Raw genomic sequence first — 19,827 nt, forward strand, 5'->3', positions numbered from 1 at the left:
AGAGAATCTGTGACTCTGGTGCTACTCCTGCTTGAAGCAGCCTGTTCTGTATCTACAGATTAGAATTTGATTGAGCTCCTACGGGTCCGATCATAGGAGTCCACTGTTTATAACATGTTGTCCGCGCCATCCACCGGTTGTCCGCAATCCACAGATCCTCCGTCCGAACCGGCGGACAGCTCATCCAGGGACATCTCGAAGCCGGGAGCCATATGAATCAGGAAGTATTCCATTTCCGGCATTTCAAGCCCGCGCAGTTTGGCTGCGGTTTGTACCCTGGCCGCTGCGAATTCACGGTTGCCTGCAGCAACCTCCCAGACGCATTTCAGGTAAGCGTCCAGATGATCTGCCGCTTTGACATAACGCAGCAAAAGGGCATCTTCGGAGCCGGAAGGACTGTCCTGAGGCTGCAGAAGCGGCGCGTAAACAGAAGTAAGCTCCGGCGGAATCATCCCCTTCAGCCGTTCGGCGGCGACCCGCTCCATGTCGCGGAAGCTGGACAGTAGACGCGGATTGTTGTGCTTGACCGGCGTAGCAATATCGCCGGTGAAGACCTCAGTGGCGTCGTGAAACAGCGCCATTGCGGCCGCACGGTCGGCATTCAGCGAGCGGGCGAAGTGGACGTTGCCAATGGAGCAGAGCATATGCGACAGCAGGGCAACCTGGAACGAGTGCTGCGCGACGTTCTCCGGTGCTGTGCTTCGCATAAGGCTCCAGCGCTGGATATATTGAAGCCGGTACAAATAGGCTGAAAAATGGTAATTCAATTTTTACGTAACCCCTTTCATGCGTGGTTTAATATGTTATGATAAAACTAATTGTAACAGAGTTTGGACAACCGCGAACGCATGGAGAGGAGCTGGACTGAAGATGCAGCATTTTGAAGACAGTGTGTATGATCTGATCGTGGAAACCTCAACAAATCTGCCGGGCGATGTGCGCCGGGCAGTAGCCAAGGGACGTGCTCTGGAGGACCGGGCTACCCGCTCCGGCCTCGCACTCACTACCATTGCACAGAATATTGGCATGGCTGAGCTGCAGGTATCTCCGATCTGTCAGGATACAGGGATGCCGACTTTTATCATTCATACACCTGTGGGTGTGAATCAGATCGAGATGAAGAAGGACATCCATAACGCCATTATCCGTGCGACGAAGAATGGCAAGCTGCGCCCCAATTCTGTAGATTCGCTGACAGGGGAGAACAGCGGGGATAATCTGGGTGCAGGGACTCCGGTGATTCACTTTGAGCAGTGGGAAGAAGCAGCAGTGGAGGTGCGGCTGATTCTGAAGGGCGGAGGCTGCGAGAACAAGAATATTCAATACAGCCTGCCTGCGGAACTGGAGGGCCTTGGCAAAGCGGGCCGCGATCTCGACGGCATCCGCAAATGCATCCTTCATTCGGTATTTCAGGCACAGGGCCAGGGCTGTAGTGCCGGTTTCATCGGGGTCGGCATCGGCGGGGACCGTACCACCGGGTATGAGCTTGCCAAGAAACAGCTGTTCCGCAAGGTGGAGGATGTGAATCCCATACAGGATCTGGCCAAGCTTGAAGACTATATTATGGAGAATGCTAACAAACTGGGAATCGGTACGATGGGCTTTGGCGGTGAAGTCACACTGCTGGGCTGCAAGATTGGAGTAATGAACCGGCTGCCGGCCAGTTTTTTCGTCTCCGTGGCCTATAACTGCTGGGCGTTCCGCCGTCAGGGCATCCTGGTTGATCCGGCAGCTGGAACCATTCAGGAATGGCTGTATGAAAGTGGTACGGGAATCTCCGTAGAGACGGAAGATAGCTTCGTACCTGCTGCTGTGCTTGAGGCTGTTGGCTCTGCCGCAGACGTAGTAGCCTCAGGTGTTGTTCCAGAAGATGCGGCGATTCCTGCAGCACCTGCAGTACTCTCGGCTGCTGAAGCAGCAACGAATCCGGCCGGGGAGCAAGCGGCAGCAGCTGCTGGAGAATCCCGCGAGATCCGGCTGACGACACCGATCAGTGAGGAAGATATCCGCAGTCTTCGGGTGGGGGATGTAGTCATTCTGTCGGGAGAGATGCACACCGGGCGCGATGCGCTCCACAAGTATCTGATGGATCATGATGCACCGGTGGATCTGAACGGGGCGGTGATCTATCACTGCGGCCCGGTCATGCTGAAGGACGATGAAGGCTGGCATGTAAAAGCGGCAGGCCCGACTACCAGCATCCGTGAAGAGCCGTATCAAGGTGATATTATGCGGAAATTCGGCATCCGTGCCGTAATCGGTAAAGGCGGAATGGGACCCAAGACACTACAGGCGCTGCAGGAGCTTGGCGGTGTCTATCTCAATGCCATCGGAGGCGCGGCGCAGTATTATGCAGAGTGCATTAAGAAGGTGAACAGCGTCGACTTCATGGAGTTCGGGATTCCGGAGGCCATGTGGCATTTACAAGTAGAAGGATTCGCGGCCATTGTAACCATGGACGCGCACGGCAACAGTCTGCATGCAGATGTGGAAAAGGATTCTGCAGCCAAGCTGGCGCAGTTCCGGGAACCGGTTTTTAAATAAGCTGTGAAATAAAGCTAGCGTGTAAATATTCCGTAAGCCTTCTTCCATTGCTAATGGGGGAGGGCTTTTTGCATTCGCCGGGAGCGGGCTGAATAGGGAAATGAAAGGTAGAAGTGCTTTTGATTTGAGCCGGGTAGGCTGATTGCGGAAATGAAAGGTAGAAGTACCTTTGAGTTCACCCGCCGGGGTAATTTTGTTTTTGTTTTTTCGGGGGCAGGGGCGGGACACCTTTGTACAAAAGCCTGGGGATCACTGTCAGCGGACGCTAATTATTATACTTGACAACGCATACATAGCCATGGTAATTTTTATGAGGGAAACCGGTTTCCTTGTCCGCAGCATCGTCTTGCAAGTGATGGAATGGTATTCACAGGCAGTATGGTTCGATATGCGCTCTTATGAGAGGGAGATGAGGAATGAAACGCAAGCTATGGCTTATTCCGGCATTAATCACGTCAATTGTTCTGTCCATTACGGCTAACTTGTTTGTGCTGCCAACCGCACGGGTTGAAGCAGCGAGTATTGGTACTGTTACTGAGAATGACACAATCTACCAGATTATGGTTGACCGCTTCAATGACGGGGATACCTCCAATAATGCCACCGGTGCCGCTATCCGTTACGGAGAAGCTTCCGATGAAGATTTTCGCTATATGAAAGGCGGAGACTGGCAGGGTATCATCAACAAACTGCCCTATATTCATAACATGGGATATACCGCGATTTGGATTTCTCCGGTGGCAGAACCGCAGATGACTAACCGCGACAACAATGGTACAGGTAAAAATACAGCCTACCATGGATACAACGTAAAGGATCCCAATAAGGCCAATCCTTACTTTGGAACCAAAGAGAAGCTTAAGGAACTGGTGGATTCCGCCCATGCGCTTGGGATTAAGGTGATTATCGACGTAGTGCCGAATCATATTGGGGACTATATGCTAGGCAGTCAGGCCAGTTATGATATAGCAGGTCTGCAGCCTGCGGCTCCTTTTAATAATCCGGCTTGGTATCACCATAATGGGGATATCAACTGGTCACTGGCAGACGGAAGATACGATCAATGGGCTCAGGATTATTTAGAGAATCACGATCTCGGCGGGCTGGATGATATCGACTTTGATGTTCCTGCCGCCAAACAGGCTGTATTCAATTCTATTAAAGGCTGGTTTGACTATACGGGTGCAGATGGTGCCCGCGTGGATGCTGCCAAGCTGGTCAAGCCGACAGACATCGGTGAACTGCAGAATCTTTTAGGCGTGAATACCTTTGGTGAGAACTTTGACGGCAACGCCGAATTTGTCTCCCGCTGGGTAGGCAACAACAAGGAATGGGGCATGCTTGATTTCCCTATGTTCTTCTCGGTCCTGAACAGTTTTGCTTACGGGCAGTCCTTTGATTCCAACATCAAAAGCACGCTTGCTCAGGATACTTATTACAACGGAAATGCGAACCATATGGTTACCTTTCTCGACAATCATGACCGCAACCGTTTTTTGACGGAAGCTGGCGGCAACGTGGATAAACTGCAGAATGCTTTGTCCTTCATCTATACTGTCCGTGGAACACCCGTGGTCTTCCAGGGTACAGAGCAGAATAAAGGCAACGGCAACGGCCAGATTATGACAGGCGGGATCGCTGATACCTGGAACCGCTGGTCAATGGTGAAACGGGATGCGAGCGGCAATGTCCTCGAGAACTATTTTAATGAGAATACCAGCACTTATAAGCATATTGCCAAACTGAATGAAATCCGCAAAAATAATCCTGCACTCCGCACAGGTACCCAGCGTGAAATGTGGTCCGCCCAGAACCTGTATGCCTTCTCTCGGCGTGTAGACAGCGGAACTAATGTGGGCCAGGAAGTCATCTCTGTATTCAGCAATGCTTCCAACGGTTCACAGACCGTTACCATCCCGCTGCGCGCAGAAAGCACACTAACTGCAGGTACAGTACTCATTAATCAACTGAATACTTCTGACACTGTAACCGTGCAATCGGGAGGCGCAACCGGCAAACAAATTACTGTAACTGTGGGAGCGAATTCGGCTAAGATCTATTCCAAAACCCAGCCGATAATCGATACCGTGGCTCCTTCTGTTCCAAGCAATGTAACAGCTACTGTGCAAAATGCATCCAATGTGCTCGTAAGCTGGACTGCCTCCACGGATAATGTCGGGGTAACCGGTTATGAAATTTACCGCAATGGAGTCAAAGTTGGAACAACAGCAAACACTTCTTATACGGACAACGGACTGGCATCGCAGACTAACTATAGCTATACGGTAAAAGCTTTTGATGCCGCAGGCAATCTGTCGGCACTTAGCGCAGCCGCTCTGGTCTTCACACCGCCCGGAAATAGTGTAACCATTTATTACAAGCAAGGCTACACGACGCCATATATTCATTACCGTCCTGTAGGCGGAACCTGGACGACATCACCTGGCGTGGCTATGCCAGCAGCTGAAGTAACCGGCTATAATAAAATCACGATCAATATCGGCTCTGCCACACAGCTGGAGGCAGCCTTTAATAACGGCAGCGGGACATGGGACAGTAACGGCGGCAGCAACTATTTATTTGGCACTGGCACCTGGACCTACACGCCAACCGGAAACATCAAGGCAGGCGGCCCTGTGACGCCGACAGCGACCCCAACACCTACACCAACTGCAACGCCAACGCCAACAGCAACACCAACAGCAACACCAACAGCTACTCCAACGCCGACCCCGACGGCAATACCAACAGCGACCCCAACGCCAACAGTTTCACCTACGGCAACCCCTGTTGGCAATTCAGTGACCATTTACTACAAGAATACCGCTTATACGAATTCTTATATTCATTATAGTCTGGATGGATCGGCAGTCTGGACCACATCTCCGGGAGTGCAGCTGCAGTCGTCATCCTACACGGGTTATAAAACGGCTACGATTCAGCTGGGAAGTGCTGCTGGCCTGACAGCAGCCTTTAATAACGGCAGCGGGACCTGGGACAACAACGGAGGCAGCAATTATCACTTCGGAGCAGGCACGTGGAGTGTAGTAAACGGCAGCATCGCAGCAGGTGTGCCGCAAGCGGACAGTGTGACCTTCAGGGTTACTGTTCCAAATACGACTCCAGCAAGCGGACCGGTATATTTAACTGGCAGCTTCAATAGCTGGAATGCAGCGGACCCTGCGTACCAGCTGACCAAAGGTAGTGATGGCGTATATTCCATCACACTAAGCCTGCCGGCGGGAACGGCGGTACAATATAAGGTTACACGCGGCAGCTGGGCGTCAGTAGAGACCAGCACAAGCGGGGCGGATATTGCAAACCGGTCACTTACACCTGCGGGTGGGGCGCAGACCGTCAGCCTTACCGTGCAGCGCTGGAAGGATCTATAGCAGGATCAAAGCTGCTGACAACAGCACATTTAACCATGCAGGCATTCAGACAAGGAGCGGCTCAGTCCAGAGCCGCTCCTTGTTATTGTCCGACAGAAGGATTGTGAAAGCGATGAAGGGGCAATGCCTAAGCCTGAAGGTAGCCGCTTAGCCGGCGGCTGAAGATTCTCTCGTTCCTTTCACCGCCAATAAATGCCGGCTTGCAATAGCCTTGCCCGATTTCAAATGGATGGTCAGCATTCTGCCGCCTGCTTCGTTGTCATAATCCACCCAGCTTACAGCAATATCTATTTCACCAATGGAGACGTAAGGAAAGGCCAGCCGGTCCAGCTCCCTGGACAGATCCTCTGATAACACCGAAATATTTGCTATAATGCCGTCCACACGCTGATTCAGCACAAGTCTGCTTAGAAAATGGCCTTTTGCATCTTGATGCTGAATATTGCAGAAGGTCAGTTCGTACCCCTGAGGCTCGAATGCGCTTTCAATACAGCAATTCACTTTTTGTACATGTCAAACAGGAGTTCGATCGTATGGCTGCTCTTTTTCGCAAGTCCTGTAGCCATACTCCTTGGAATGTAGTTCATCTGTTTCATGATTTCACGCACTTTAAGCTTGTTTTCTGCAGTGCGGGGTCATTCCGCTACCCGATTTTACACGGCGTTGATAATCGGTGCGGGAACTGGTATTTTACTTAAAATGAAGGTAGGATGTTCTCAAGGACACAATCATAAGGATGAGGATACAATTCATGAGACCGTTTCGCATTCGTCTTACACTGATACTAATGGCCTTGATTGGCATATCCATGATCGGTGCAGGTATTACCATGGCCAAGCTCTTTAAGGATTCACATATTTCCGCGCTGGAAGAAAACATGTCCCGGGAAATAAATCTGTTGTCCGGCACCCTTCAATTTAGAGATACGGCCAGTCCGGACGCAGTCAGCTATTATACTAAGCAGGCAGAGAATATCGCCAAGTTAACCAGTTCCCGCATTACTTTTATTCTGAAAGACGGCAAAGTCATTGGCGATTCAGAGAAAAATCCGATGGAGATGGACAACCATTCCACGCGTGAAGAGGAAGTACTGGCAGCGAAAGAAGGGATTGGGCGCGCGATCCGTTACAGTGATACCCTTAACCGGGAGATGCTGTACGTAGCCGGGGCCGTTGTATCTGATCAGGGCTTCGATGGCTATATCCGGCTCTCCATGGGGCTCGATGCAGTCACAGAGGGATTGAACCGGGCCTGGATGATCATGGCAGGCGGACTGGTGCTGCTGTTCATTGCAGCTACTTTTGTTAGTTACAAGGTTGCCTCCAGCATGACCTCTCCGCTTGAGCAGATTACCAGAGTCGCCCGGCGGATTACCGATCTGGATTATGATGCAAGGGTTCCGATGAACCGCAGAGACGAGATCGGTCAGCTTGCCAATGCAATCAATGCGATGGCAGACAGTCTTCAGGACCAGCTCAAGACGATCCGGAATAACGAGGATCTGCTGCAGAGCGTGCTGGACAATATGACCGGCGGTATTGTAATGATCAATGCAGAAGGTGAAATTGCTCTCTTGAACCGGGCATCTGAGCGGCTGCTGGATGTGAAGAACAGTGAGATGGCAGGGCGTTCGTACAAGGAGCTGAAGCATCACTATGAGCTTACACGCCTGATCGAGGAGGGTGTCTCCCGCAAAGAGCCGATCCATGAAGAGCGGAGCATATATAATCCCGCGGAACGGATCGTGCGGCTGGACGGCGTGCCGATGATTCAAGACGGTTCATGCCGGGGGATGCTGTTCCTGCTTCAGGAGGTAACGGAAATCCGCCGGCTGGAGAAAATGCGCAGCGAGTTCGTAGCCAATGTATCCCATGAGCTGAAGACTCCGGTCGCTGCAGTAAAAGGTTTTGCCGAGACCCTGCTTGGCGGAGGAGTCACTGACGAGAAAACCGCGCGCTCTTTTCTGCAAATTATCTATGATGAGAATGAGAGGCTGAACCGCCTGATCGGAGACATTCTGGAACTCTCCAAAATAGAATCCAAACGCGTCCAGCTGGAATGCTCACCGGTGCATTTGATTGAATTCTTCGATTCCGTGCTTGAAACGCTCAGCAAGGTAGCCGAGAAGAAGAATATCAGCTTGCGCGCGGATGTGCCTGCAGAGCTGTTCATGGAGGGGGATGAAGATAAGCTGCGCCAGATCTTCATGAACCTGTTGTCCAATGCGATTAATTACACTCATGAAGGCGGAAGCGTAAATATAATTGTGGTTAACACCCAAAAGAATGACGGGATAGAGACGGTTACCTTTACCGTAAGAGATACCGGCATGGGAATTCCACGGAAGGACCTGCCGCGGATTTTCGAACGCTTCTACCGGGTGGACAAAGCCAGATCCAGAAGCTCCGGCGGAACCGGGCTTGGATTGTCCATTGTCAAGCATTTGGTTGAGCTGCATCACGGATCGATTTCTGTAGAAAGCGACCTTGGAATCGGCAGCTCCTTTATTTTGGAACTTCCACTGCTGCAGGAAGGTTCTCACTAAACGGACAGTGTCAATATCAGGGGGAGTTTTGTTCGCTGCCCGGATTGCCAGCAAGGATTCAAAGAGCTAGTATTAATTCTAGAGGCTTAAAAATTATGAATCCTTTGCTTTTTTACACCGGGTTAACATTCTGGTGATATGATGGGCTTGCCTGCAGTTTTGTAAAATTGAAAACATATGAAGACGGGGGAAACTATGGCACAACGATTGCTTGTCATTGAAGACGAACCGACACTGTCCCGGCTGCTGTCGTATAATTTGACGCAGGAAGGCTATGAGGTCACCGTTGAGGATCATGGAACGGCAGGATATGACCGTGCGACTAGAGAACCTTTTGACTTAATCGTACTGGATCTGATGCTGCCTGGAATGAATGGGATTGATATTCTGGATAAGCTGCGCGGTCAAGGCATCCGTACGCCTGTAATCGTGCTGACTGCCAAAAATGCCGAAGAGGACGTGGTGCGGGGGCTGAAATCAGGCGCCGATGATTATATAACCAAGCCTTTTGGCGTATCTGAACTGCTTGCCCGTGTCAGTGCAGTTCTGCGCCGGATTTCCGGGCTGGCCGAAGAAGTTCAGCCGGATACTTCAGTACCCGCATCTACCATAATCCTGGGACAACTGGAGATTTACCCTGAGCGGTATGAGGTATTACTGGGTGGTCAGAGCATCAATCTCCGGCCCAAAGAATTCGAGGTTCTGCTGTATCTGGCCCGCAAGCCGGGGGTGGTGCTTACACGTGATGATCTGATGAATGCCGTCTGGGGCTTTGATTACATTGGAGGACAGCGCACCGTAGACGTGCATGTCAGTTCCCTGCGCAAGAAGCTTGAGCTGGATCCGGAATCCGTGCATATCGATTCGATCCGCGGAGTGGGCTACAAACTTGTGGTGAACAAAAAAAGAAGCCCGGTCATGTAAAATAAAGGTGTTCTTTTATAAGTGAATGCATAAATATCTAGCATTTTGGCAAAAGCTATGAATTGGATTCGTAGGTTGACCGTGGCAAGTCCTCACAATGTGAGGGCTTTTTGTTTCCTGTTGTCTTGTCATCCAAACCTTACATATGATTTAACATTCTGTTAACAATTCTCTTCAACTCTATTTACACTGAAAGCTTATCATGGGGTACGAAGATGATGAGAAGGAGACACAAAAACTAATGAAATCCATCATTGACATAGAGAAGCTAGATCTCTACTATGAGTCATTTCACGCGCTGAAAAGCGTGGACCTTCAAGTGCCTGAGAAACAGGTAACCGCATTTATCGGACCCTCCGGTTGCGGGAAGTCCACCCTTCTGCGTACTCTTAACCGTATGAACGATATGATCCCCGGTACACGTATTGAAGGTAAGGTTAACATTAGCGGCAAAAATATTTACAGCGACGAGGTGGAAGTGGAAAGCCTGCGTAAGCAGGTAGGCATGGTGTTCCAGCAGCCGAATCCATTCCCCAAATCGATCTATGACAATGTGGCTTACGGTCCCCGTCTGCACGGAGTACGCGGCAAAGCGGAGCTGGATGTGCTGGTGGAACAGAGCCTGCGCCAATCCGCCCTGTGGGAGGAAGTTAAGGATTTCCTTAAGAAATCGGCTCTCAGTCTCTCCGGCGGGCAGCAGCAGCGTCTTTGCATTGCCAGAGCGCTTGCGGTACAGCCGGACATTCTCCTGATGGATGAGGCGACCTCCGCTCTGGACCCGGTATCCACACTTAAGATCGAGGAACTGGTGCAGGAGCTGCGGGACAAGTATACGATTGTCATGGTCACACATAATATGCATCAGGCCGCACGGGTATCGGGCCGCACAGTGTTTTTCCTGAACGGTGTAATCGTGGAGGCTGCGGATACCGAGATGCTGTTCTCGAATCCGAAGGACTCCCGCACTGAAGACTATATATCAGGACGCTTCGGCTGATCCAACTGATTGGCATATTCCCGGAGTGACAGGCTGACCATACGTTTTTGAGGAGGATCGCTTTTATAATGATTCGCAGAAAAGAATTCGATAAAGATTTGGAAGAGCTGCGCAGCCTGCTGCAGCAGATGGGCGAGCATGTAACAGACGCGCTGGAAGGTGCGGTACTTGCTCTGCAGAACCTGGACACTGAGCGAGCTCAGGAGATCGTGAAGGCGGATTTGCGGCTCAATGCCATGGAAGACAGAATCATGGAAATCGGTTCGCGGCTCATCATCACCCAGCAGCCGGTAGCGAAGGACCTTCGCCGTATTATTGTAGCGTTCAAAATATCAAGCGATCTGGAGCGGATGGGGGATCTGGCACTGGATGTGGCCAAGGTCACTATGCGGATCCAAGGTCAACAGCTGATTAAGCCACTTGTGGATATTCCGCGTATGGCAGAGATTGTATCGGGAATGATTACGGAAGCGATTCAATCCTATCTGGACGAAAATACCGATTTGGCCTACAAAATGGCTCAAGATGACGACCTGGTGGACCAACTGTACAGCGGGATGATTAATGAGCTGTATGCTTATATGGTCGAAAAACCGGAGTTCTTGAATCAGGCGATGCTGCTGACGCTGGTTGGCCGGTATATCGAGCGGATTGCGGATCATGCCACCAACATTGGCGAGAGTGTAGTCTACCTGGTGACCGGCAAACGTCCTGATTTGAATCAATAGCAGAATGATCTGTTTTCATTAGACACGTTGATAAGAAGGGGCGATATTGCCTTTGAAACTCAGACAGCAAGCTTTCTTCAGTGAAGGCTTGCTTTTTTTTGTATGACTAGAGCATTTCCGCGATGAACGACCTCTTGCTGTTTCTGCTTGAGCAGGGCATATGGTAAAATGTAAAGAAGTATGCAAGATAAAGGCGAGGTGCAGAAATGGACAAGTTGATTCTAATAGATGGCAATAACATTATTTACCGCGCATTTTTCGCAATGCCGCCGCTGACGAATACCGCAGGGCAGCAGACCAACGCAGTGTACGGATTTACAACCATGCTGCTGCGCTTGATTGAAGAGCATAAGCCCACCCATATGATTGTAGCCTTTGATGCAGGGAAGATCACATTCCGGCATGAAGGCTATGAAGACTACAAAGGAGGCCGTCAAAAGACACCACCTGAGCTCTCCGAACAGTTTCCGATGCTAAAAGACCTGCTCCGCAATCTCGGTGTGCCGCAATTTGAAATTAACGGCTACGAAGCTGACGATATCATTGGAAGTATATCCCGGGAAGCCGATGAGGCTGGACGCCAGGTTATGATTGTGTCCGGGGATAAGGATATGCTTCAGCTGGCTTCGGATCATACGACAGTGGCTTTGGTGCGTAAAGGGGTTACCGAGGTCGAAATGTACGGGCCTCAGCAAATCCGCGACAAATACGACCTCACACCACAGCAGATCATCGATCTCAAGGGTCTGATGGGAGATGCCAGTGATAATATCCCCGGCGTTCCAGGGGTCGGCGAGAAGACGGCACTGAAGCTGCTGCAGCAGTTCGGTTCGGTAGAAGGCGTGCTGGCCGGAACGGATGAGCTGAAGGGTAAAATGAAGGAGAAGCTGGAGGAACATGCAGACAGCGCTGTAATGAGTAAGAAACTGGCGACCATCTACCGTGAGGTTCCACTGGAGCATGCCTGGGAGGATATGGTCTTCACCGGAATCAAAAAGGATACTGCCGGTCCGGCGCTGGCCAAGCTGGAATTCAAGTCCCTGCTCGAGCGTCTGTCACTGAGCGCCTATGCTCCTGCAGGTGAAGACCCTGAAGACGGAACTGAAGCGGCTCCGGTTGCGGAGCTGGATATCACCGTCGTAGGGGAACCGGAGCTGCCGGAGCTGCTGGCTGCTTTGCCTGGCATTTCTGCGCTGCATGTGGAGACAAACGGTGAGAATCCGCATCGTTCGGAAGTGATCGGCATCGGCTTGTCCTCGCCAGAGCAGCACTTTTTCGTGCCCTTTGCACTGCTGAAGAGCCCTGCTGCGGCGAAGCTGCGGGATTGGCTCGAAGATGAGAAAGCACCCAAAAGCGGATATGATCTGCACCGAGCAGATCTGGCGCTGCATTGGCAGGGAATTGCTTTTGCCGGAGCCGCTAATGACGTTCAGCTAGCTGCCTATCTGCTGGACCCTACGGAAGCCAACCAGAATCTGAATGACCTTACAGCCAAATATGGTCTGCCCCGATTGTCTCCGGATGAAGAGGTATTCGGCAAAGGCGCTAAATATAAAATACCGGAGCTTGAAATCCTGGGCAATCATGTCGCCCGCAAAAGCGCCACTGTGCTTGGTATCGTGCAGAAACAGCAGCAGGAGTTGACGGACACGGATATGACCGGCCTGTTTGTCGATCTGGAAATGCCGCTGTCACGCATTCTGGCTGACATGGAGAAGCAGGGGATTGCTGTCAACAAACAGGATTTGGTCGATCTCGGCAAGGAGTTTGAGGCCCAGATTTCCAGGCTGGTATCGGATATTTATTCGATTTGCGGTACTGAGTTCAACCTCAACTCCCCGAAGCAGCTGGGGGAAATTCTGTTCGTGAAGCTAGGCCTGCCTGTTGTCAAAAAGACGAAGACTGGTTATTCCACGGATGCCGAGGTGCTGGAGAAGCTGGCTCCCTACCATGATGCTGTAAGGCTGATTCTCCAATACCGTACCATTGCCAAGCTTCAGTCCACCTACGTAGAAGGTCTGCTTAAGGAAATCTCTGCGGAGACCGGCAAGGTGCATACCTTTTACCGTCAGACGATCGCAGCAACCGGACGACTTAGCAGCCAGTTTCCAAATTTGCAGAACATTCCGATCCGGCTGGAGGAAGGCCGCAAAATCCGCAAGGTCTTTGTGCCCTCCGAGCCGGGCTGGTCGATACTGGCGGCAGACTACTCGCAGATCGAATTGCGTGTACTGGCGCATATTTCCGGCGATGAGCGGATGAAGGAAGCTTTTCTGGAGGATATGGACATTCACACCAAAACAGCGATGGATGTGTTCGGTGTTGCCGCCGACCAAGTGGACAGCAACATGCGACGTTCCGCCAAAGCGGTCAATTTCGGGATTGTCTACGGGATAAGTGATTACGGCCTGTCCCAGAATCTGAATATTCCGCGCAAAGAGGCTGCACATTTCATTGAGCAGTATTTTGAAGTGTTCAAAGGTGTGCGCCGTTACATGGACGATATTGTAGTGGAAGCCCGCAAGCAGGGCTATGTAACCACACTGCTGGAACGCCGCCGCTATCTGCCGGAGATTAATGCGAAGAACTTCAATCTGCGCTCTTTTGCAGAACGTACAGCGATGAATACTCCAATTCAGGGGACAGCGGCGGATATCATCAAGCTGGCTATGGTTCACATGGACAAGGCGCTGCACCAGCGCGGTCTTAAAAGCCGCATGCTGCTGCAGGTACACGATGAACTGGTGTTCGAAGTACCCGAAGATGAGCTTGAGCTAATGAAACAATTGCTGCCGGAGGTAATGGCAGGAGCGCTCAAGCTATCTGTACCACTCAAGGCAGAGGTAAGTTATGGAAGCAACTGGTATGAGGCGAAATAGGCCCCCGCAAGGATCGTATATCCGGTATAATGAAGGGGAGGTGAGCCATTATGCCGGAATTACCGGAAGTAGAAACTGTCAAAAGAACACTTAATGCCTTGATTACAGGCAAGCAGATACAGAACGTCACCGTCCGGCTGCCGCGGATCATCCAACGTCCGGACGATATTCAGGCTTTTGCGGGCATGCTGGCAGGCCATACTGTAGTACAAGTGGAGCGCAGAGGGAAGTTTTTACGTTTTGTGCTGGATGGACTTGTCATGGTATCCCATCTGCGGATGGAGGGCCGCTACGGCCTTTATCAGGGAGAGGAGCCGCTGGACAAGCATACCCATGTGATTTTTCATTTTACGGATGGTACGGAGCTGCGGTACACAGATGTGCGCCAGTTCGGGACGATGCATCTGTTCCAGCCGGGGGAAGATTTGCTGCTGCCGCCGTTGAAGAAGCTGGGAGAGGAGCCGCTTGATCCATCTTTTACACCGGAACGTTTCAAGGAAATCGTATCAGGCAAAAGCACCAAAATTAAGCCGCTGCTGCTCAATCAGGAATATGTAGTCGGCATCGGAAATATTTATGTGGATGAAGCACTGCACCGTGCCCGTATTCACCCGGAAACGGGCGCCAAGTCACTTACCGGAAATCAGCTGGATCAGCTGCATCATGCCATTGTCGCAACGTTGACTGAGGCTGTGAATGCAGGAGGATCTTCGGTGAAATCGTATGTCAACGGCCAGGGAGAGAGCGGAAGCTACCAGCATCAGCTGCTCATCTACGGACGCAAGGATCAGCCTTGTGCGAGCTGCGGCACGCTGATCGAGAAAAGTGTGGTGGGCGGCAGAGGCACGCATTATTGCCCAAACTGTCAGCCGCAAAAGGGAATTTAAAGTAAGCGTTACATCGTAAGATTTGGCACTGCTGTACTTCCGGTTTTACGCTAATATTGTCCATGCAGTAATAAAAGCCAGGCACTCAATACCTGTCCCGCCCATATACTGTGTGAAGAATGCTGATTAGAGCGAACGGAGCCTTGCCCGGAGCCATCCGGGCGGGCTGCCGGTTCTTCACGGGAGGGATTGCGGGTGTTCAGCCCATTTTTTTCACTGCTGCTGCTGGCGTTTGCCCTGAGTTTGGATGGTTTTGGTGTAGGTGTTACATATGGGCTGCGTAAAATGAAAATACCGCTGCTCTCGATCCTGATTATCTCGCTGTGCTCGGGGATCGTTATCGGTGTCTCTATGCAGGTCGGTGTGCTGCTGGCCAAGGTGGTTTCTCCTCATGCCGCATCCAGTATTGGAGCGGTTATTCTCGTCTTGATGGGCTGCTGGTCTTTGTTCCAGATGCTGATGCAGAAGGAAAAAGAGCATCGTACGGAAGACGAAAGCGGGAAGTCCGACGGCGCGGCTAGACGGGAGACGGCTGCTGCTCTTGCCGGGAGCAATGGTGTTGAGAATTCCTTGGAAGCAGAGGACGGAGAGCCGTCTAAATCGGAAGTTTTCTCACTGGAGCTGAGGCATCTTGGAGTAGTGATCCAGATTCTTCGCACACCTTCTTCCGCCGATATGGATGCTTCCGGCAGCATATCCTCTATGGAAGCGATGGTGCTTGGAATTGCACTGTCGCTGGATGCATTCGGCGCGGGCCTTGGAGCAGCATTACTGGGATTCAGTCCGGTCTCTACGTCGCTGATGATTGCTCTCTTTAGCGGAACCTTCCTGCTGCTTGGGATGAAGACGGGGCTGAAGCTGTCAGGAAGCTACTGGATGAGGCATGCTGCCTTACTTCCTGCGTTATTATTAATTGCAATGGGAATAATGAAGCTATTATGAGGTGAGTACATGATTATGGGCTTAACCGGAGGCATTGCCTCCGGAAAAAGCACCGTATCCGCAATCTTTGTGGATAAGGGGGCGCGACTGGTTGATGCCGATGTCATTGCCAGAGAGGTAATGCTTCCGGAGTCTCCGGTGCTGGCCGCAGCCGTGCAAGAGTTTGGAGAAGAAATCCTGCAGCCGGATGGAACGCTGAACCGGGCCAGACTTGGAGAGATCGTTTTTCACGATCCTGATGCCCGGCAGAAGCTGAATGAGCTGACACATCCGGCGATCCGCCGGGAGATTAAGAACCGTATGTATGCTTTGGAACAGGAAGTACCCCAGCAATTGGTTATAGTGGATATTCCGCTCTTGTATGAATCCCGTCTGGACAATCTGTTTCAGGAGATCATCGTGGTCTACGTTCCCCGTGAGCTTCAGCTGGACCGTCTGATGGAACGCAATACGCTTACAATGGAGCAGGCTGAAGGCAGATTGAGTGCCCAAATGGACATTGAGCAGAAGCGTAGTAAAGCCACCTATGTCATCGACAACAGTGGTAATCTGGATAATACAAGGCAGCAGGTTGCAGCTTTATGGGACAGGCTGGGTCTATCATGAAATGGCTGCGTAAAAAAAGAGTGCTGCTCCTGCTGTTCGTTGGCTTTACAGCCATTCTGTTCTTGAGTACGAATTGGATGTCCTGGTTTTATCCCATTTATTATAAGAATGAGATCCGAAAGCACAGTCTTACCTATGAGATGGATCCGTTCCTTGTGGCGGCAATCATCCGGGTTGAGACGAATTATAAAACCGGACGTGAGTCCAAAAAAGGCGCCATAGGTCTTATGCAGCTGATGCCGGATACCGCCAAGTGGGCGCTCGAAAAGGCCAAGCTCCCGGATGTATCGCTGGACAGGCTTAAGGAAGAGCCATCCGCTAACATTGAGCTGGGTACCTGGTATCTGTCTTCGCTGTCCCGCAAGTTTGACGGCAACCGCATAGCGGTTATTGCTGCATATAACGCTGGCCCAGGCAAGGTGCAGCGCTGGTTGGATGAAGGGGACTGGGACGGGAGCGAGGCGGCAGTGAAAGATATTCCGATTGGCGAGACCCGTCATTATGTGCAGCGTGTCATTTATTATTATGAACAGTACACAGAGATCTATAATGAGTTCTAGAGTGCATAATCTTACATTTTCTGTAATTTCCTTAAGTTAGTCCCCTGTTTATGCAAAAAAGAAGTATTACACGACCCAAAAGTCGAATAATACTTCTTGGCAAACTTATGGTGAAATGTTTATTTGAACTGACCTGCCAGTGATTGTTCAGCCAGGGTTACAAGACGTTTAGTGATGTAACCACCGATCGAACCATTTTCATAAGAAGTTTTATTGCCTTGGTATCCATCTGGGGAGAGCGTAATACCGAGTTCTTGGGCAACTTCGTATTTCAGTTGATCCAAGGCACCGCGTGCATTTGGAGCTACCAGGTTATTGGAGCTGTTATTTTGGCTCATTACTGTTCACCTCCTATCGGTTGGTAACTGTATTATGTGCTGGACTTGCCATCTTCATAACAATAAATAAACGGTGATTTATGGAAATTAGAATGAGCGCCTCAAAGCCGGATTCCTTGCCGGACCGGGACGACACCTATATTGCAAAAGGAAGTGATTAAGCTTATGAAATGCCCATACTGTGATCACACGAATACCAAAGTGCTGGACTCCCGTCCGGCCAATGAAAATAAGTCAATCCGCCGCAGGCGGGAATGCGAGTCATGCAGTCGGCGGTTCACCACGTTTGAGATGATCGAAGAAACGCCACTGATTGTGATCAAAAAAGGCGGCAGCCGCGAAGAATTCAGCCGCGACAAAATCCTGCGCGGCCTGATCCGCGCCTGCGAGAAACGTCCCGTCTCCGTCGAGCGCCTGGAGGTCATCGTCTCCGAAGTCGAGAAGTCCCTGCGCGGTATCGCCTTGGCCGAAGTGGAGAGCCGTCAGATCGGCGAGCTCGTTATGGAGCAGCTCTACCCTGTAGATGAAGTCGCTTACGTCCGGTTCGCCTCTGTCTATCGCCAGTTCAAGGACATCAACATGTTCATGAAGGAGCTCAAAGGCCTATTGTCCAAGAGTACCGGAGAGCTGGAGGGATTATAGGGAGCTGCTGAAGGTTATACTACGTGGAGTGAGAGCGTTCTCTCTTTAGCCTGCAAGCTGAGTGGAACTGTCCCTGTGAAGCAATAAGCCGCCGTACTGTAAGGTGGTTTATTGCTACTCCTAAATCCTTAGGCGGACGGTCAGAGGATCACTCCAAAAACTTTTTTAACAAAAGTGTTGACACTGAGTCCGGAATTTTATATTATATAGAAGTCGCCTACGAAACAAATTAACTTCTAAGTGACATGAACGTTACAGATAAAGTCAGTTTTTAGAATACATATTGTACTTCTAAAAGGCTTCATGGGGCCATAGCTCAGCTGGGAGAGCGCATCGCTGGCAGCGATGAGGTCAGGGGTTCGATCCCCCTTGGCTCCACCAATAACATCATATGGACTCTTAGCTCAGTTGGTAGAGCAGTAGACTCTTAATCTATTTGTCCAGGGTTCGAGCCCCTGAGAGTCCATCCTAAAGAAACGGCAGAAATGCCGTTTCTTTGCTGTATAGGGAATTATACTGTGATAACTCCGATGAAAGTTAGAGGGATAAACGTGAAGAAAGAGACCAGGGGAAAGGAAATACCTCTGAACTAACCGTGAACGGGCTAGAGAGCAGAATGAAAGGTAGAAATACCTCTGATCTCGCCATAAGCGGGCTAGCAAGCAGAACGAGAGGTAGAAATACCTTTGATTTGGGAGCAATGCCGTTACCTGCGGCAATAAGATACTGGTTTCATGAGTTTGTTCTTGTTTTATGTCGTAACTTCATATGTTCTTAGATTACTTAAATAGATGTGTTGAGGACTATTTACAGTCGATATCCATAAAAGCAAATGGTATAAGAGAAGCTGAAAAGGAACTAGATCATCAATTAATTCAGAGCTATCAAATTAACGGGTTAATTATCTTCAAATTATTGCTGTTCCCGAAAGCGGTTTCTATGATTGATTTGTCAACCAATTCTAGAATTTGTCATTGAATATATTTTTTTAACAGTATTCAACTGTAATAAGTTTACATAGGGATTATTTGGAAGTACGATAGAGGTATTCTTATATCAAAGATTTTCGAATACAACCGAATAAGAAAGTGCGAATTGAAATTGAATGATGTCAATTTTGAAAACAATAATGAAATTATCAAACTTGCCCGTGAGAATCAATACTCTATTTGACGAATAATAATTGATAACTGCTTATGATGAAAATTTCCACGATGAATTTATGTAATTCTTGTATTTAGATAACAAGCTCTAAGACAAAGAGGAGTGAAGTAATTTGACGAAAATACAACTTCCGATACAAGAACCAATCATAACAACATACCAACATCACGCTTTTCCCTTATCGATTGCTGCAAACCATCCAGATTTTATGAATTGGTTTTGCTCGAATTATATACAAATTAGTCTTTCTAAAGAAGATACGCTAAACCCTTTGAATTATTATTCCTTTTGGGATTATTTTATTTTATGCCCAATAATCGAAAGATTTTATATTGAAAAGGAATTAATCCCTAACAAGAACCAGTTGGTAGATTTTTTTACAGATGCAATTGATCGTAACCTTTATGTAATAACCTATATAGATGAGTATTACATACCTAATACAAAACCTTATATGTGCTGGCACTTTCCCCATGATGTGTTGTTACATGGACACGATAAATCAGCTAAAACGTTTTATACATCTGGTTTTAATGAAAAAGGGGTCTATTCCAGTAATAACATAGTAACCTATGATGATTTTAATAAAGCTATTGATATTGATGAACAGATGGATGATACAAAAGATTTTTCAGCATGGAACAATAAAATCAATTTAATTCGAGTAAGATATGATTGG

Annotated in this window: 15 protein-coding genes, 2 tRNA genes and 1 pseudogene; 15 read left to right on the plus strand and 3 right to left on the minus strand. The window is 49.7% G+C overall.

The features are described 5' to 3' along the window. Positions 1 to 107: 107 nt before the first annotated feature. Positions 108 to 767 (minus strand): 5'-deoxynucleotidase, encoded by a 660-nt coding sequence (gene yfbR, locus A3848_RS05925; RefSeq protein ID WP_074084034.1) that lies wholly within the window; start codon positions 765 to 767, stop codon positions 108 to 110. Positions 768 to 870: 103 nt separating this feature from the next. Here yfbR and A3848_RS05930 point away from each other — a divergent pair, with 103 nt between their 5' ends. Both A3848_RS05930 and A3848_RS05935 read left to right on the plus strand, forming a co-directional pair. Beyond that, positions 871 to 2,544 carry a fumarate hydratase gene (locus tag A3848_RS05930; protein ID WP_074084035.1) on the plus strand — a complete coding sequence of 558 codons (1,674 nt, stop codon included), beginning with the start codon at positions 871 to 873 and terminating at the stop codon, positions 2,542 to 2,544. A gap of 416 nt (positions 2,545 to 2,960) precedes the next feature. Continuing rightward, entirely contained in the window at positions 2,961 to 5,936 is a 2,976-nt protein-coding gene (locus A3848_RS05935) for an alpha-amylase family glycosyl hydrolase (RefSeq protein WP_074084036.1), read from the plus strand. Positions 5,937 to 6,083: 147 nt separating this feature from the next. On the opposite strand, the gene A3848_RS05940 is transcribed toward A3848_RS05935, so the two are convergent. Then, positions 6,084 to 6,437, minus strand: a complete 354-nt coding sequence (locus tag A3848_RS05940; RefSeq protein ID WP_074084037.1) for a LacI family DNA-binding transcriptional regulator — start codon at positions 6,435 to 6,437, stop codon at positions 6,084 to 6,086. A 250-nt stretch (positions 6,438 to 6,687) separates the two neighbouring features. On the opposite strand from A3848_RS05940, the gene pnpS reads away from it, so the two are divergent. From pnpS to A3848_RS05985, 9 genes are all read left to right on the plus strand, one after another. Then, positions 6,688 to 8,481 carry a two-component system histidine kinase PnpS gene (gene pnpS / locus A3848_RS05945; protein WP_074084038.1) on the plus strand — a complete coding sequence of 598 codons (1,794 nt, stop codon included), beginning with the start codon at positions 6,688 to 6,690 and terminating at the stop codon, positions 8,479 to 8,481. Between the two features lie 195 nt (positions 8,482 to 8,676). Further along, positions 8,677 to 9,405 carry a response regulator transcription factor gene (locus A3848_RS05950; protein WP_074084039.1) on the plus strand — a complete coding sequence of 243 codons (729 nt, stop codon included), beginning with the start codon at positions 8,677 to 8,679 and terminating at the stop codon, positions 9,403 to 9,405. 241 nt (positions 9,406 to 9,646) lie between these two features. Then, a complete protein-coding gene (gene pstB, locus A3848_RS05955) occupies positions 9,647 to 10,402 on the plus strand; it encodes a phosphate ABC transporter ATP-binding protein PstB (protein ID WP_074084040.1) in 756 nt (251 codons plus the stop codon). Positions 10,403 to 10,470: 68 nt separating this feature from the next. Then, complete coding sequence (gene phoU / locus A3848_RS05960; protein WP_074084041.1) at positions 10,471 to 11,130, plus strand: phosphate signaling complex protein PhoU; 660 nt, start codon at positions 10,471 to 10,473, stop codon at positions 11,128 to 11,130. 206 nt (positions 11,131 to 11,336) lie between these two features. Next, on the plus strand, positions 11,337 to 14,009 hold the full coding sequence (gene polA / locus A3848_RS05965) for a DNA polymerase I (RefSeq protein WP_074084042.1): 2,673 nt from the start codon (positions 11,337 to 11,339) through the stop codon (positions 14,007 to 14,009). 50 nt (positions 14,010 to 14,059) lie between these two features. After that, on the plus strand, positions 14,060 to 14,896 hold the full coding sequence (mutM, locus tag A3848_RS05970) for a DNA-formamidopyrimidine glycosylase (RefSeq protein WP_074084043.1): 837 nt from the start codon (positions 14,060 to 14,062) through the stop codon (positions 14,894 to 14,896). A 195-nt stretch (positions 14,897 to 15,091) separates the two neighbouring features. Then, on the plus strand, positions 15,092 to 15,838 hold the full coding sequence (locus A3848_RS05975) for a manganese efflux pump (protein ID WP_074084044.1): 747 nt from the start codon (positions 15,092 to 15,094) through the stop codon (positions 15,836 to 15,838). A 9-nt stretch (positions 15,839 to 15,847) separates the two neighbouring features. Beyond that, the gene (gene coaE, locus A3848_RS05980) at positions 15,848 to 16,444 is read left to right on the plus strand and encodes a dephospho-CoA kinase (protein WP_074084045.1); all 597 of its coding nucleotides are present in this window, start codon (positions 15,848 to 15,850) and stop codon (positions 16,442 to 16,444) included. Beyond that, positions 16,441 to 17,004: a lytic transglycosylase domain-containing protein gene (locus A3848_RS05985; RefSeq protein ID WP_074084060.1), complete on the plus strand. Its 564-nt coding sequence runs from the start codon at positions 16,441 to 16,443 to the stop codon at positions 17,002 to 17,004. Before coaE ends, A3848_RS05985 begins: the two co-directional genes overlap by 4 nt. 119 nt (positions 17,005 to 17,123) lie before the next feature. On the opposite strand, the gene A3848_RS05990 is transcribed toward A3848_RS05985, so the two are convergent. Next, positions 17,124 to 17,342 (minus strand): alpha/beta-type small acid-soluble spore protein, encoded by a 219-nt coding sequence (locus A3848_RS05990; protein WP_074084046.1) that lies wholly within the window; start codon positions 17,340 to 17,342, stop codon positions 17,124 to 17,126. A 165-nt stretch (positions 17,343 to 17,507) separates the two neighbouring features. Here A3848_RS05990 and nrdR point away from each other — a divergent pair, with 165 nt between their 5' ends. The 4 genes and pseudogenes from nrdR to A3848_RS06010 form a co-directional block, all read left to right on the plus strand. Then, positions 17,508 to 17,984 carry a transcriptional regulator NrdR gene (gene nrdR / locus A3848_RS05995; protein ID WP_074084047.1) on the plus strand — a complete coding sequence of 159 codons (477 nt, stop codon included), beginning with the start codon at positions 17,508 to 17,510 and terminating at the stop codon, positions 17,982 to 17,984. A gap of 305 nt (positions 17,985 to 18,289) precedes the next feature. Then, positions 18,290 to 18,365 (plus strand) — tRNA-Ala (locus A3848_RS06000). Between the two features lie 12 nt (positions 18,366 to 18,377). Then, positions 18,378 to 18,450 (plus strand) — tRNA-Lys (locus A3848_RS06005). Between the two features lie 810 nt (positions 18,451 to 19,260). After that, a pseudogene (locus A3848_RS06010) lies at positions 19,261 to 19,827 on the plus strand (hypothetical protein); the annotation flags it as partial.

The organism is Paenibacillus sp. P32E, from assembly GCF_001909085.1.
Taxonomy (GTDB): Bacteria; Bacillota; Bacilli; order Paenibacillales; family Paenibacillaceae; genus Paenibacillus_AQ; species Paenibacillus_AQ helianthi.

Bases quoted from the DNA above. Each gene is read 5' to 3' on its own strand.
- A3848_RS05930 (WP_074084035.1), top strand. From the start codon at position 871: ATGCAGCATTTTGAAGACAGTGTGTATGATCTGATCGTGGAAACCTCA.
- A3848_RS05935 (WP_074084036.1), top strand. From the start codon at position 2,961: ATGAAACGCAAGCTATGGCTTATTCCGGCATTAATCACGTCAATTGTT.
- pnpS (WP_074084038.1), top strand. From the start codon at position 6,688: ATGAGACCGTTTCGCATTCGTCTTACACTGATACTAATGGCCTTGATT.
- A3848_RS05950 (WP_074084039.1), top strand. From the start codon at position 8,677: ATGGCACAACGATTGCTTGTCATTGAAGACGAACCGACACTGTCCCGG.
- pstB (WP_074084040.1), top strand. From the start codon at position 9,647: ATGAAATCCATCATTGACATAGAGAAGCTAGATCTCTACTATGAGTCA.
- phoU (WP_074084041.1), top strand. From the start codon at position 10,471: ATGATTCGCAGAAAAGAATTCGATAAAGATTTGGAAGAGCTGCGCAGC.
- polA (WP_074084042.1), top strand. From the start codon at position 11,337: ATGGACAAGTTGATTCTAATAGATGGCAATAACATTATTTACCGCGCA.
- mutM (WP_074084043.1), top strand. From the start codon at position 14,060: ATGCCGGAATTACCGGAAGTAGAAACTGTCAAAAGAACACTTAATGCC.
- coaE (WP_074084045.1), top strand. From the start codon at position 15,848: ATGATTATGGGCTTAACCGGAGGCATTGCCTCCGGAAAAAGCACCGTA.
- A3848_RS05985 (WP_074084060.1), top strand. From the start codon at position 16,441: ATGAAATGGCTGCGTAAAAAAAGAGTGCTGCTCCTGCTGTTCGTTGGC.
- A3848_RS05990 (WP_074084046.1), bottom strand. From the start codon at position 17,342: ATGAGCCAAAATAACAGCTCCAATAACCTGGTAGCTCCAAATGCACGC.
- nrdR (WP_074084047.1), top strand. From the start codon at position 17,508: ATGAAATGCCCATACTGTGATCACACGAATACCAAAGTGCTGGACTCC.